This is a genomic window from Mycobacterium sp. M23085 (genome assembly GCF_045343915.1).
GTDB lineage: Bacteria > Actinomycetota > Actinomycetes > Mycobacteriales > Mycobacteriaceae > Mycobacterium.
Genome location: NZ_CP174280.1, coordinates 2519986 through 2533045, shown reverse-complemented (window position 1 = coordinate 2533045; position 13060 = coordinate 2519986). Strand labels below are relative to the sequence as shown.

Below are 13060 nucleotides of genomic sequence, written 5' to 3'. Positions count from 1 at the left end.
GTAACGAAGGGTTTCCCATCTCGCTGGGTCACGCGTTCACCGTCGGACGTATGTCGACGATGACCGACACCGGGGGCGATCCGCTAGTTTCATCGGTTGCTTCGGTGCTGAGGGTGCCGCTAGTTGAACTCTATGCGCTGTTATGGCGCGTGGGGGTTGTCGAGATTCGGCACAGCGACCGGGCTCCCGGTCGCGGCACGAAAGCGGCTCGCGGCCCGATCTGTCCGGATGCGTCCGCCCACGAAAAAGGTGACGTAGTGCGCTGGACGTCGCGGCAGCTGGCCCCGGCGGTGTTGCACCGGGCAATCAGCTGATCGACGGGGGAATTCGCCTAGTTGGTGCTGCGCAACCCCGCGGTGCCCGCCCGGCGTCCGGCCGTCTTCTTGGCGGTGGACTTGCTGGGGGTTTTCGCTGGCGCCGCTTTCTGCGGCGCCGGCTCGACCGGGACGGACTTGAGGTTCGCCTTCACCGCGCGGGGCCCGGAGTCCTGCCTGTGGCTCAACTTCTGCAACAGCAGTGCGCTGCCGCCCACTGCCACCAGCAGCGGCCACTCGACCAAGCCGGCGACGCCGAGCGCGCCGAAGGCGAGCGCGGCGGCGGGCGCCGAGTGGCTACCGCTGTTCATGCCGCGCTTGACGCCCTCCGCGGCTCCGGTGACGCCGCCGATGACTCCGTTGACCGCCGCGCCACCCACGGCACCGGCGGCCGCGGTCGTCGCGGACGCCGCGCGGTTCACCGCCTGACTCACGCCCCGGACTGCTCCGCCGATGACACTCATGATCACTCCCTGCTTTTGCTGCTAATCCCCAAAGCCTGCCACCTTGCCAACCTGCAGACAACGAGAAGCTGCATCTAATTTGCCCGAGTTCGATGCGATGCCGGCCTGCCCCGACCGTCGAAGCGCGGCTAGTCGCGCCGCACGTCGATGAGCACCGGCGCGTGATCGCTGGCCGCCTTGCCTTTGCGTTCATCGCGGACGATCTGCGCGCCGGTCACGCGGTCCGCCAAAGCCGGTGAGCCCAGGATGAAATCGATACGCATGCCTTGTCGCTTCGGGAATCTCAGCTGGGTGTAGTCCCAGTAGGTGTACACCCCTGGGCCCGGCGCGAAAGGCCGCACCACATCGGCGAATTGCGCATCGACTATGGCCTGGAACGCCCGGCGCTCCGGCTCCGAGACATGCGTGGCGCCGGAGTAGAACTCCATGCTCCACACGTCGTCGTCCTGCGGGGCGATGTTCCAGTCGCCGGCCAGCGCGATCGCGGCGGTAGGATCGTCACGCAACCAGCTCGACGCCGAATCACGCAGTGCGGCAAGCCATTCCAGCTTATACGTGTAGTGTGGGTCGCCCAGCGCCCGGCCGTTGGGAACGTAGAGGCTCCACATCCGGACGCCGCCGCACGTCGCGGCCAGGGCACGGGCTTCCGCGGTGGCGGCAACTTCTGGCTTGCTACTCCAAGTGGGCTGGCCGTCGAATCCGATCTGCACATCGTCGAGCCCGACGCGCGAGGCGATCGCCACGCCGTTCCACTGATTGAAGCCGACGTGGGCCACCTCGTACCCGAGTTCGAAGAACGGCAGAGTCGGGAACTGGCTGTCGGAGCATTTGGTTTCCTGCATTGCCAGCACGTCGATGTCGGCGCGGGCCAGCCAGTCGATGACCCGGGGCAGGCGGCTGCGGATCGAGTTGACGTTCCAGGTGGCCAGCCGCAGCGGGTCGCCGCCATCAGTCGTCCCGTTGGGCATGGCTAAACGCTATCCCAGAGGCCCGGGCGCACCGGGAGGTAGCGGCGGCGGTGGTGCAGCCGGAAACCCGCCGGGGCGGCAGGCGTCGCGCCGGTGTCGGGTAGGCACATATAGCCGCGCGTCGCGCCGCGGCCGGCGCCCCAGGCCAACAACGCCTCGCACAAGTCCGTCGCCGACCGCCCGTCGCCGGGGTCCGCGACGTTCACGGCCCAGACGCCCACCCAGCGCGCGCCATCGGGTGCGTCGGTCACCGCGGCCCGCGCCACCGCTGCGTCACCGTGCCTGCCGAATGCCAGCTCACCGCCGATGACGGCGGTGAGCACGTCGACCGGAATTTCGCTGCCGGATATCCGCAGCCATGCGTCGTCGGGGCCCGGGGACAGGGTCACCGAGCCGGTGGAACCGCCGACGGCCAGGCCGGAAAGGTCGCGCACCACAACCCTTTCCGTGTGTTCGCCGGTCAGCCCGCAAGGCGGCACCAGCATCCGGTCGGGCACCGCCAGGCATGGCGTCAGGCCACGGCGCCGGTACCAGTCGGTGATCTTGGGGGCGGTCCCCACTTGGGCGGAAAGACCAAGTGGCACAGCGGAATTCGCGGCAAAACCGACGCCGTGGCCGGCCCGCAACAGCCAGCCGTCCAGCCATGAGTGCTCCGCCCCCGGCCAGGCCGCGGCGGCGGCATGCTCGAGCGCGCGGATCTGGGAGGTGCGGACGGGGGTGTCGGTGAGCACCCGCAGCGCCACCGCATCGGAGGGCGCGAACTCGACGACGGCGCCGGTCTTCGTCTGCACCCGCACCATCGGATCGACGGCCAGCAGGTGGCCCACCGCATCGGTCAACGGCGGCACCGAACCGGCCGGGCGGCGATAGCGAACCGTCACCCGGGTTCCGGCGTCGGGCCACGAGACCATCAGTGTCCGAACGGGTCCGGTACCTCGCCAGGCATCCAGGACAGTCCGGGAACGCCCCAGTTGTGGGATTTGACGGCGCGTTTCGCGCTGCGGGCATGCCGGCCGATGAGGCGGTCCAGATAGAGGAAGCCATCCAGGTGCCCGGTCTCGTGCTGCAGCATCCGCGCGAACAGGTCGTTGCCTTCGATACAGACCGGCTTGCCCTCGGCGTCGAGTCCGGTGACGCGGGCCCACTTGGCGCGGCCGGTCGGGAACGACTCGCCGGGCACCGACAGGCAGCCCTCGTCGTCGTTGTCCGGGTCGGGCATGGTCTCGGGTATCTCGGAGGTCTCCAGGACCGGGTTGACGACGACACCGCGGCGGCGCTCGGTGCGGCCCCGGTCGTCGGCGCAGTCGTAGACGAAGACCCGTAAGCCGACCCCGATCTGGTTGGCCGCCAGCCCGACCCCGTGCGCGGCGTCCATGGTGTCGTACATGTTCTCGATCAACTCGGCCAGATCCGCCGGCAGCGAACCGTCGGCACCGACCGGCACCGGCTGTGTCGGGGTATGCAGGACGGGGTCTCCCACGATGCGGATCGGAACGACTGCCATGGTCGGCTAAGCTACCGCACGCCCGCGGGCAGCTAGGCCGGCGATCGGCGTCTGGGCAATGTGGGTCAATCCGCCGACTCGCGGGTCTGGATGACGGCTTGAGGGTTTGGCGCGTGTTTCAATATTCGCCGAAACACGCGCTTAGCTAAGTCAAGTCATTCGAGCAGTTCGGTATTCGCCGGAAGGGTCCAGGGGAAGCGATATGGACAGCGCCATGGCGCGGGCAAATCGATCGGGGGACGACTCTGAGATCGCAGATGGGCTCACCCGCCGCGAGCACGACATCCTGGCCTTCGAGCGCCAGTGGTGGAAGTTCGCCGGTGTGAAGGAAGACGCCATCAAAGAGTTGTTCTCGATGTCGGCGACGCGTTACTACCAAGTGCTCAACGCGCTCGTCGACCGGCCCGAGGCCTTGGCCGCCGACCCGATGCTGGTGAAACGGCTGCGCCGGCTGCGCGCCAGCAGGCAGAAGGCACGTGCGGCGCGGCGCCTCGGCTTCGAGGTGACCTGACTCGTTACAGTAGGGCTCGATGAAAGAACGAGTTCCCGACTCCACCGGGCTGCCCCTGCGGGCCATGGTGATGGTGCTGTTGTTCCTCGGCGTCATTTTCCTGCTGCTCGGTTGGCAGGCGCTGGGTTCGTCCGGGAGCTCTGACGACGATTCGGCGTCGGCGGGGTCCAGCGCGAGCTCCACCAGCTCGGCGTCCGCGTCGCCCACCAGCAAGCCGGCCAGCACCCAGGCCGACGTGCAGATCTACAACATCTCCTCGAAAGAGGGCGTCGCCGCGCGCACCAAGGACCAGCTGACCTCTGCCGGCTTCAAAGTCACCAAGGTCGACAACCTGGCCGTGCCCGACGTCACGGCCACCACGGTCTACTACACCGACGCCGGCGACGAACACGCCACCGCGGATGCGGTGGGCAAAAGCCTGGGCGCGCCCGTCGAACCGCGAATCCCCGCGCTCAGCGGCGAGCCGCCGGGTGTCATCGTCCTCGTCGCGGGCTAGTCGTTCAGGTTTGACGCCCGACTCCTGCGCGAGCCGTTCCGGCTCGCATCGTCACGGGGCTAGGCTGCTGGCTATGGGTAAGCTGCCTCTGGTTCTGGCCGGTGGCGTCGTGCTGCTGGGCGCCTGTTCGTCGCCCGAGCATGCGTCATCGGTTCCGGGTACCACCCCTGCGATCTGGACCGGATCGCCGTCGCCCTCGGCCGCACAAGCCTCCGAGCCCGGGGCCGCGACGGCGCCGAGCATCATCACGCACCTGAAGGCGCCGGACGGCACTCAGGTGGCCACCGCGGCGTTCGAATTCAACAACGGCTACGCCACCATCACCGTCGAGACGACCGCCGACGGTGTGCTCACGCCCGGCTTTCACGACATGCACATCCACCAGGTCGGCAAGTGCGAGCCCAACTCGGTAGCCCCGACCGGCGGCCCGCCGGGGGACTTCCTGTCCGCGGGCGACCACTTCCAGGCTCCCGGGCACACCGGCGAGCCCGCCAGCGGAGCCTTGCCCTCCCTGCAGATCCGCAAGGACGGCTCCGGAGCGTTGATGACCACCACGGACGCCTTCGCCATGCAGGATCTGCTCACCGGGCAGAAGACCGCAATCATCATTCACGCCGGTGCGGCCAACTTCGCCAACGCCGCGTCCGGGAGCAACAACCAGACCAGCGGCACGCCGGGCCCCAACGGCATGACGATGAATACCGGTGACGCCGGCAAGCGGGTGGCGTGCGGTGTTATCGGTGCCGGCTAAAAGGGCCAACACCCACATCGACTTCGCCCGTTCGCCACGGCCGACCCTCGGGGTCGAGTGGGAGTTCGCCCTCGTCGACGCGCACACCCGCGACCTGAGCAACGAGGCCACCGCGGTGATCGCCGAGATCGGCGAAAACCCGCGTGTACACAAGGAATTGCTGCGCAACACCGTCGAGGTGGTGACCGGCATCTGCCACTCCGCGGGCGAGGCCATGGAGGACCTGCGGCAGACCCTGGGCCCGGCACGCCGCATCGTGCGGGACCGGGGCATGGAGCTGTTCTGCGCCGGCGCACACCCGTTCGCGCAGTGGACTTCTCAGAAGCTCACCGACGCGCCGCGCTATGCCGAACTGATCAAGCGCACCCAATGGTGGGGACGGCAGATGTTGATCTGGGGCGTGCACGTGCACGTCGGCCTCTCGTCGCCGAACAAGGTGATGCCGATCATGACCTCGCTGCTGAACTACTACCCGCACCTGCTGGCTCTGTCGGCGTCGTCGCCGTGGTGGGCGGGCGTGGACACCGGCTACGCCAGCAACCGAGCGATGATGTTTCAGCAGTTGCCGACCGCGGGGCTACCGTTCCAGTTCCAGACGTGGGCGGAGTTCGAACGTTTCGTCTACGACCAGAAGAAGACCGGCATCATCGACCATGTCGACGAAGTCCGTTGGGACATCAGGCCTTCCCCGCACCTGGGCACCATCGAAATGCGGATCTGCGACGGCGTGTCCAACCTGCGCGAGCTGGGTGCGCTGGTCGCTTTGACGCACTGCCTGGTGGTCGATCTGGACCGCAGACTGGATGCCGACGAGTCGTTGCCCAGCATGCCGCCCTGGCATAACCAGGAGAACAAGTGGCGCGCCGCCCGTTACGGCCTGGACGCGGTGATCATCCTGGACGCCGACAGCAACGAGCGATTGGTCACCGAGGATCTCGACGACGTGCTGAACCGGCTCGAGCCGGTGGCCAGGAAGTTGAATTGCGCCGACGAGCTGGCCGCGGTGGCCGACATCCCGCGAGTGGGCGCGTCCTACCAACGGCAGCGCCGGGTGGCCGAGGAGCACGACGGTGATCTGCGTGCGGTCGTCGACGCGCTGGTGGCCGAACTGGAAATTTGATGACCGAACCCCTTGAGCTGGCGATGTTTCCGCTGGAGTCGGCCCTGCTGCCCGACCAAGAACTGCCGTTGCGGATCTTCGAGCCACGCTATGGCGCGCTGGTGCGGCACTGCATGGACACCGGCGAACCGTTCGGGGTGGTGTTGATCTCGCGCGGCCGCGAGGTCGGTGGTGGTGACGCCCGTTGTGACGTCGGTGTGTTATCCCGGATCATTGAATGCGTCGACCACGGCGCCGGCCGGTACTCCTTGGATTGCCTTACCGGAGACCGGATCCGGGTGTCCGAATGGCTGCCCGACGACCCCTATCCACGGGCGACGGTCACGCTGTGGCCCGACGAACCGGGGGAGGCGGTGTCGGACGCCCAGCTGCTCGACGTCGAAGACCGGGCCATGGCGCTGTTCGAGCGGATCGCGCAGGCGCGTGACATCAACCTCCCTGGCCGCGAGGTGGTCCTGAGCCACGACCGGCACGCCCCGGCGGGGAAGCGCTTGTACGCGTTGGCATCTCGCATCCCGATCGGCGCCGCCGACCGGTATTCGGTGCTGTCGTCGCCGACGGCCGCCGAACGCCTCGTCGCACTGCGCGAAGCTGTGGACGCGGTCGCCGAAGTGGTGGAGTTCCAGCTTTCCGAATGACGGGCGGGTGAAGGACGGGCGGATGAAGGTACAGCTTCAGGTCAGCGGTTCACCGGCGCAGGCGGCGGCGAGTGCGGCCGACATCGCCGCTACCGGCGCGGACGGATTGTTCACCTTCGAGGGCCAGCATGACGTCTTCTTCCCGCTGCTGATCGCCGCCGGAACGACTGGCCTGGACTTGATGACCAACGTGGCGATCGCCCCGCCGCGCAGCCCGTTACACATGGCGCACTGCGCCTACGACCTGCAGCTCTACAGCGGCGGCCGATTCCGGCTCGGCTTGGGCTCGCAGATCAAGGTGCACATCGAAAAACGTTACGGCAGCAGCTGGGGCAGGCCGGCGGCGCGGATGGCCGAAGCCGTCGCCGCGATCAAGGCGATCTTCGCCGCGTGGGAAGGACTGGCGCGCTTGGACTTTCGCGGCGAGTTCTACACGCACACCATCATGGCCCCCAACTTCAACCCCGGCCCCAACCCGTTCGGACCGCCGGCGGTGCTGCTGGGAGCGCTGGGCCCGGTGATGACGCGCACCGCCGCCGAGGTCGCCGACGGCCTACTGGTGATGCCGTTCAACAGCGCCCGCCACTTCACCGAACGCACCGTGCCCGCGATCGGCGAAGGGCTGCGTCGCTCGGGGCGGACGTTCGACGAATTTGCGGTCATCGCCCAGGCCATGGTCGCCGTCGGCCGCGACGAGGCCGACCTGGCGACCGCGATCGACGGGGTCGCTTCCCTCATCGCGTTTTACGGCTCTACGCCGGCCTACCTGCCCGTGCTGGAGGTCGAGGGCTGGGCCGATGTCCAGCCCGACCTCAACGCGCTGTCCAAGCAGGGCCGCTTCGCCGAGATGCGCGGGCTGGTCACCGACGAGATGGTTGCCCGGATCGGGATCGTGGGAACGCCCGAGCAGTGTGCCGAGCAGATCGCCGCGCGGTTCGGCGAGCACGCCGGCGAAGTGTGCTGCTATTTCCCCGGTTACACGCCGCGGCCCGCGGACGTCGCCGACATGATCGGCGCCCTGCACCGGGTGCCCGCCCTGCCATGAGCGCCGACCTGACGGTCGAAATCGATTCGGGCGTGGCGGTGCTCACGCTCAATCGGCCCGACCGGCTCAACGCCTACACCGCCGAGATGGGCGAGCTGCTGAGCCGCGCATATCGGGATTGCGATGAGGACGACGACGTCCGGGCCATCGTGCTGACCGGCGCCGGGCGCGCCTTTTGCGCCGGGGCCGACTTCTCGGGCGACGCAAGCCCGTTCGACGCACCCGCCGCCGACGGCTCGTTCTCGGCCTCGCCGATCACCCCGGCGGCCTTCGAGTTGCGCAAGCCGGTGATCGCCGCGGTCAACGGCCACGCCATCGGCATCGGGCTGACCATCGCGCTGCAGGCCGATATCCGCATCGTCGCCGAGGACGCGAAATACGGTGTGGTGCAGGTCCGCCGGGGAGTACTACCCGACTGCATGTCGCACTGGACGCTGACCCAGTTGACAACCCTGGGGGTGGCCGCCGACATCCTGCTCACCGGGCGCACGTTCGGCGGCGCCGAGGCCGCCGCGCTCGGTGTGGCCAGCCGCGCGTTGCCCGCCGGCCAGGTGCTCGACCACGCGCTGACGGTGGCCCGCGACATCGCGGTCAATGTGGCGCCCATGTCGGCCGCGCTGTGCAAGCGCCTGCTGTGGGACAGCGTGATGTATCGCTACACACCGCGACAGGTCGCCTCGCTGGAAACCCTGCTGCACGAGCGGGTGATGGGCAGTCCCGACGCCGACGAGGGCGTCGCCGCGTTCCTCGATCGCCGGCCGCCGCGTTTCACCGCACGGCTGTCCGACGAATGGACCCCACTTCCCGAGCTATGAACCGGCGTCGGCAGTGAGCAACGCGGCCAATGCGGCACCGAGGTTGTGCAGGTTGGTGTCGAGTGAATAGGTGCGGTCCAGAGTCCAGTTGAGGATGCCCCCGGACAGGGCGCCAACCATGATGTCCGCCAAGGTTTGTGCGTCGTGACGCGGACTTACCTCTCCGCGCGCCACCCCCTCCTTGACCAGCTCGACAAACGTGTCGTGCAGGTGGGATCCACGGTGGATGCCGTAGCCACTGATGGCCAGCATTTCCCCGATCATCTCCCGGTAGGTGTCGCCCGATCCGGCCAGCGTCGCGGCGATGTCGTCGAACACACCGACAAGCCGGACGGGGATCGCCTCGTCGGCGCGTTCGAACACGACGTCATGGAGGTTGACCAGCCGCTGCTCGGCCAGTGCGCGGATCATGTCCTGCCGGGTGGCGAAATGGTTGAAAAACGTTCGGTTGGCGACGTCGGCGCGTTCGCAGATCTCCTCGATGGTGGTGGCCGCGACGCCGTGATCCAAAAACAGATCGAAGGCGGCGGTGAGAATCCTCTCCCGCACCTCGCGTTTGCGTCGTTCGAGCCTACTCATGCTGTTGCACAGAGCTTTTCGGAGAGCTCCCACAGCTCCGCGGCGCGACGCTCGTCGCGGGCGTGCGGTGCCGCCGCGCTGACCGCGCAGTCTTCCAGGTAGAGGCCGCCGCGGCCGGCGAGTTCCGGGCTGACGGCGGCCCACACCTGGGTGGCTGCGCCTTGCTCGGGCATGACGAAGTCGAGGAAACCGTCGGAGGGTTCGGGGCTGTTCTGGACGGCGAGCTTACGCAGCTGCGAGAAGTCGCCGCGGGACATGTACCGCGCCAGCGAGGTGGCCACCGTGCCGGGATGCACGGCATAGCAGCGGATCCCGAAGTCGCGCAGGCGCCGGTCGGCCTCCACCGCGTGCAGGATGTTCGCGGTCTTGGCGGCGCCGTAGGCGATGAACTTGTCGTACTCACGGCGCTCCCAGTTGGGATCGTCGAAGTCGACGTCGCCCATCACGTGGCCAGCCGAGGACAGGATGACCACCCGGGCGTCGCCGGCGGCGGCGAGCTGGGGGCGGAGCAGCCGGGTGAATTCGAAGTGCCCGAAATGGTTTGTCCCGATCTGCAATTCGAAGCCGTCCAGAGTGCGGCCGAACGGGGTGAACATGACACCGGCGTTGTTCATCAGCACGTGCACCACCGGCGTGATGTCGCCGATCGCGCTTGCCGCCGCGCGAACGCTGGACAGCGCGGTGAGGTCGAGCTGCACCGCCGAGGTCCTGGCGCCGGGTGTTGCGGCCGCGATCCACTGGGCGGTCTCCGCGAGCGCATCGCGATTGCGGGCGGCCAGGATGACGTGCGCACCCGCGGCGGCGAGCGCCCGGGCCGACTCGCGGCCCAGCCCCGACGACGCCCCGGTGATGACGCATGTCTTGCCGGACAAGTCGATTCCGTCGATGACTTGAAGTGCGGTGGGACGGTTGGTCATGCGGGCGCGGCCTGCCATAGCGGGACGACGACGCTCGGATCGCATTCCTCGTCGACGATCCATTTACACATCCGCCGGATCGGTTCGATGGCGTCCTGCGGCATGGCGAGTGCCACGCTGCAGGCATACCCCAGGCTGGTCAGTCGCTGGGCGCCGAACAACGGCAGTGTGTCGCGCAGCCGGCGCTTGAGCGATTCGGGATAGATGCCGATGGTCTGCGTGTAGGCATTCACCGCGGCGGTCACCTTGTCGATGCTATCCACCGGGACGATGTTCGCGACACGACCGGACAACATCGGCGAATAGTCGACCGGTTCGTCGATTTGAGAGACGACGATGGCACCCTCGTGGTGCTCGCCGCCGACGACGCGGTAAAAATCCTCGGCCATTCGCGAGGCCTCGACATGGTCGAGCAGTTCGCGGCTGGGGTAGCGCGGCGCGGTGCTGACGACCGCGGGCAGGCGTACCAGTTCGCGATAGATCAGCTCGCCGAGCCGGTTGGCGTTGGACAAGCCCACGGCGTCGGTTCCGGTGAGCACGTAGATGACCCTGGCGTTGGCACAGCCTTCCTGGTTGGCCACGCCGATGTCGATCGCCGCGCGGCGGGCCACCTCGCGCAGAGTCTCGTCGTCCGCGAATGCCTCGGCACCGATGATGGTTGCGCTGCGTTTGGGGTCCAGCGCGATCAGCTCCAAACCGGGCTGAATGTAGCGGGTCACGTGCCTGACCGACGCCAATCCACCCCAGGCCACGATCTTTTCGATGCGATGTGGCTGGTAGAGCGTTTCCTCGACGGCCGGGTCGCCGCCCTTCCAGTAGCCGACGGCCAGATGCTTGGTGATCGGGTGATCCGGTGCGATGTCGGCCAGGGTGCGGGCAATGGCGATCGCGGTGAGGGGATCGTTGGACGGCGCCTTGATGATGACGTCGGAGCGGGTGATCACCGAACGCAGGATGGTCACCGCCGAGACCAGGCCGCCGTTGCCGGCCGGGATGTGCAGCACCCGCGAGCCGAAGGCACGCACCCGCAATTCGCGGCCGTCGCCCAACGTGCGCGGCACCCAGCCGTTCAAGTACTCGAGCCCGACCTGGGTGTCGGCGATTTCGGTGACATTGGCACGGGAAAACAGCGGCGGCAGAACGCGATAGCTGTTCTTGAGCATCTCCGCTGGCAATACGTTGGCGACCAGCGAGGCCTCGTAGGCCTCCTGTAGGTGGGTGTTCGTTTCGAAATCCAACGCGTCGCCGAGGGCGGCAAGGACATCGAGGATCTCGTCGAAGCTCAGCGCGTAGAGATCGGTCATCTGGCCGGGGCTGCTCAGCGGTAGACGCTCGACGTACCTGCTCATGTCCGGCGCCAGGAATTGCGAGGCGCCGATCCGGGTCTCGAACGGCACCAGATCGTCGGTGATGACCTCCCCGCGCAAGAACAGCGGGACAGTGTAGGCGATCACAGCTCCACGCCCTTCATGAAGTTGACGGCTTCGTCATGCACCTCTTGGGTTGCGGCGCAGGTGATCCGGTCGTCCTCAACACCTTGCTTCTCGCTATAACGGATGATGTCTTTCTCGAACGCGACGCTGGCCTGCCCGCACGGACAGTGCAAATCCCAGTCGATCGTGACCTCGTCGCCGGAGATGACGCCGCCCCAGTGAGCGCGCAGCAAGATGTCGTAGACCGCTGCGCGGCCGGTCTGCACGCCGGTGCGGGGGAGTGGCTCGCTGGTCTCGGGATCGAGCACGAACGGAATGACCCACGGCGCCACGTGGTAACGGCCCTCGCTGCAGCCCCAGTGGAAAGTGCTGGATTCGGAGAAGCCGTAACCGACCTGAATGCGGTCGACCCCGAGGAAGTCCTTGATGGTGTCCATGAAATCATCCGGCAGCGCAACGCCTTTCATGCCACCACCGGTGAGAATCGCCGAGTCCGGTGCGAAGACACTGCGCACGCCGCGATCCAGCCCGGCTTTGGCGATGTCATACATGAGGTGATAGGTGCCGAGCATGAAGACTCGCTTGCCGCGCAACTGCTCGGTGATGCGGGTGAAGAACTTGTCCATGTCCTGCGGCTGTCGTGCCTGCAAAGCGATGAACTCGTCTTTGCGCGCGGCCAGCGCGGGATCGATCTGGAGCCGGTCCAGCTCGCCGCGGGATGCTGCCGCCCGCATCTTGGAGGCCAGAAACATCAAGTCGGTGTCCACGGCGAACGGGTAGAGGGCATGAAACTTGGTTTCGTCGCCGCCGGTGAAGCCACGCTTGATCATGTTGGCGATGCGCAGGTGACCGAGCTTGCCGCTGGCGAAGTTCGGCCACACCACCTCGACGGACGGGTTGAGTTCCTTATCGGTGGGTTCTTGACCGAAGGTTTGAAACAGGCAGATCTTCCACAGCGTCATGCCTTCACTTGCGCCACGTTTGTCTTTGGGCAGGATCGAGATGGTGCCGGTGGTGCCGCTGGAGGTGATCACCTCCAGCGGAGTTTGCGCGTCGAGCCGGTCGATCCACTCGTCAATGCCGGTGCAGCCGGCGGTGTCGACGCCGGACAAGTCATAGCTGGTCAGCTTGTCCAGCCACTGGGTCATCAGATCGAAGCGCTTCTTGTCGATCAGCGCAGCCGGGTAGGACTTGAAGGCTGTATGCGAGAACAACAGCGGCACAACGTCATGGAACTGCTCGAGTGCGCTGATGCCCAGTCGGTCGGCCAGCTTGCGCAGCATCTCGATGCTTTGGTAGTGCTCAGCGAATCGGATGCGCATGGCCTGGCGCTGCAGCTCTTCCAGCTCGAGGCGGTCGATGCTGTGCATCTGCGTGTAGGACTGGGAGAAGAAGCCGATCGGGTCGTTCATGAATTCGTGCACGGGAAGTGCCGTGCTTTCGGTGACCGTCATCAGGGATCCCTCGATTCGTTGCCGCCCCTGATGGCCACCATAGCCACAATA

The 13060-nt window shown here is 67.1% G+C and carries 15 protein-coding genes and 1 pseudogene; 8 read left to right on the top strand and 8 right to left on the bottom strand.

Annotated elements, in window-relative coordinates; translation table 11 throughout:
- Positions 1-59: 59 nt before the first annotated feature.
- Positions 60-242 (top strand): annotated as a pseudogene (locus ACIUM1_RS11580) (Rv1535 domain-containing protein); the annotation flags it as partial.
- A gap of 89 nt (positions 243-331) precedes the next feature.
- Here the strand turns inward: ACIUM1_RS11580 and ACIUM1_RS11575 are convergent.
- From ACIUM1_RS11575 to ACIUM1_RS11560, 4 genes are all read right to left on the bottom strand, one after another.
- On the bottom strand, positions 332-778 hold the full coding sequence (locus tag ACIUM1_RS11575; RefSeq protein ID WP_406817279.1) for a hypothetical protein: 447 nt from the start codon (positions 776-778) through the stop codon (positions 332-334).
- Between the two features lie 128 nt (positions 779-906).
- Entirely contained in the window at positions 907-1713 is an 807-nt protein-coding gene (locus ACIUM1_RS11570) for an exodeoxyribonuclease III (protein WP_406817640.1), read from the bottom strand.
- A 35-nt stretch (positions 1714-1748) separates the two neighbouring features.
- Positions 1749-2657 (bottom strand): GNAT family N-acetyltransferase, encoded by a 909-nt coding sequence (locus ACIUM1_RS11565; RefSeq protein ID WP_406817278.1) that lies wholly within the window; start codon positions 2655-2657, stop codon positions 1749-1751.
- A complete protein-coding gene (locus ACIUM1_RS11560; protein ID WP_406817277.1) occupies positions 2657-3250 on the bottom strand; it encodes a peptide deformylase in 594 nt (197 codons plus the stop codon). Before ACIUM1_RS11560 ends, ACIUM1_RS11565 begins: the two co-directional genes overlap by 1 nt.
- Positions 3251-3452: 202 nt before the next feature.
- On the opposite strand from ACIUM1_RS11560, the gene ACIUM1_RS11555 reads away from it, so the two are divergent.
- The 7 genes from ACIUM1_RS11555 to ACIUM1_RS11525 all read left to right on the top strand — a co-directional run bounded on the left by ACIUM1_RS11555 (position 3453) and on the right by ACIUM1_RS11525 (position 8626).
- The gene (locus ACIUM1_RS11555; RefSeq protein ID WP_007768412.1) at positions 3453-3761 is read left to right on the top strand and encodes a DUF3263 domain-containing protein; all 309 of its coding nucleotides are present in this window, start codon (positions 3453-3455) and stop codon (positions 3759-3761) included.
- A 19-nt stretch (positions 3762-3780) separates the two neighbouring features.
- Positions 3781-4257, top strand: coding sequence for a LytR C-terminal domain-containing protein (locus ACIUM1_RS11550; RefSeq protein ID WP_406817276.1), 477 nt, complete (start codon positions 3781-3783; stop codon positions 4255-4257).
- 73 nt (positions 4258-4330) lie between these two features.
- On the top strand, positions 4331-5008 hold the full coding sequence (gene sodC / locus ACIUM1_RS11545) for a superoxide dismutase[Cu-Zn] (protein WP_406817275.1): 678 nt from the start codon (positions 4331-4333) through the stop codon (positions 5006-5008).
- A complete protein-coding gene (locus ACIUM1_RS11540) occupies positions 4998-6128 on the top strand; it encodes a glutamate--cysteine ligase (protein ID WP_406817639.1) in 1131 nt (376 codons plus the stop codon). Before sodC ends, ACIUM1_RS11540 begins: the two co-directional genes overlap by 11 nt.
- Positions 6128-6766 carry an LON peptidase substrate-binding domain-containing protein gene (locus tag ACIUM1_RS11535; RefSeq protein WP_406817274.1) on the top strand — a complete coding sequence of 213 codons (639 nt, stop codon included), beginning with the start codon at positions 6128-6130 and terminating at the stop codon, positions 6764-6766. Before ACIUM1_RS11540 ends, ACIUM1_RS11535 begins: the two co-directional genes overlap by 1 nt.
- Positions 6767-6788: 22 nt before the next feature.
- On the top strand, positions 6789-7811 hold the full coding sequence (locus ACIUM1_RS11530) for a TIGR03617 family F420-dependent LLM class oxidoreductase (RefSeq protein ID WP_406817273.1): 1023 nt from the start codon (positions 6789-6791) through the stop codon (positions 7809-7811).
- Positions 7808-8626: an enoyl-CoA hydratase/isomerase family protein gene (locus ACIUM1_RS11525; protein WP_406817272.1), complete on the top strand. Its 819-nt coding sequence runs from the start codon at positions 7808-7810 to the stop codon at positions 8624-8626. The genes ACIUM1_RS11530 and ACIUM1_RS11525 overlap by 4 nt, the downstream gene beginning before the upstream one ends.
- Here the strand turns inward: ACIUM1_RS11525 and ACIUM1_RS11520 are convergent.
- The 4 genes from ACIUM1_RS11520 to ACIUM1_RS11505 are packed head-to-tail and all read right to left on the bottom strand — an operon-like array spanning position 8621 to position 13009.
- Complete coding sequence (locus ACIUM1_RS11520; RefSeq protein ID WP_406817271.1) at positions 8621-9205, bottom strand: TetR/AcrR family transcriptional regulator; 585 nt, start codon at positions 9203-9205, stop codon at positions 8621-8623. The two genes, ACIUM1_RS11525 and ACIUM1_RS11520, sit on opposite strands and share 6 nt — an antisense overlap.
- Positions 9202-10122, bottom strand: coding sequence for an SDR family NAD(P)-dependent oxidoreductase (locus ACIUM1_RS11515; protein ID WP_406817270.1), 921 nt, complete (start codon positions 10120-10122; stop codon positions 9202-9204). The genes ACIUM1_RS11520 and ACIUM1_RS11515 overlap by 4 nt, the downstream gene beginning before the upstream one ends.
- Positions 10119-11576 carry an acyl-CoA reductase gene (locus tag ACIUM1_RS11510; protein WP_406817269.1) on the bottom strand — a complete coding sequence of 486 codons (1458 nt, stop codon included), beginning with the start codon at positions 11574-11576 and terminating at the stop codon, positions 10119-10121. The genes ACIUM1_RS11515 and ACIUM1_RS11510 overlap by 4 nt, the downstream gene beginning before the upstream one ends.
- On the bottom strand, positions 11573-13009 hold the full coding sequence (locus tag ACIUM1_RS11505; protein ID WP_406817268.1) for a hypothetical protein: 1437 nt from the start codon (positions 13007-13009) through the stop codon (positions 11573-11575). Before ACIUM1_RS11505 ends, ACIUM1_RS11510 begins: the two co-directional genes overlap by 4 nt.
- Between the last annotated feature and the right edge of the window lie 51 nt (positions 13010-13060).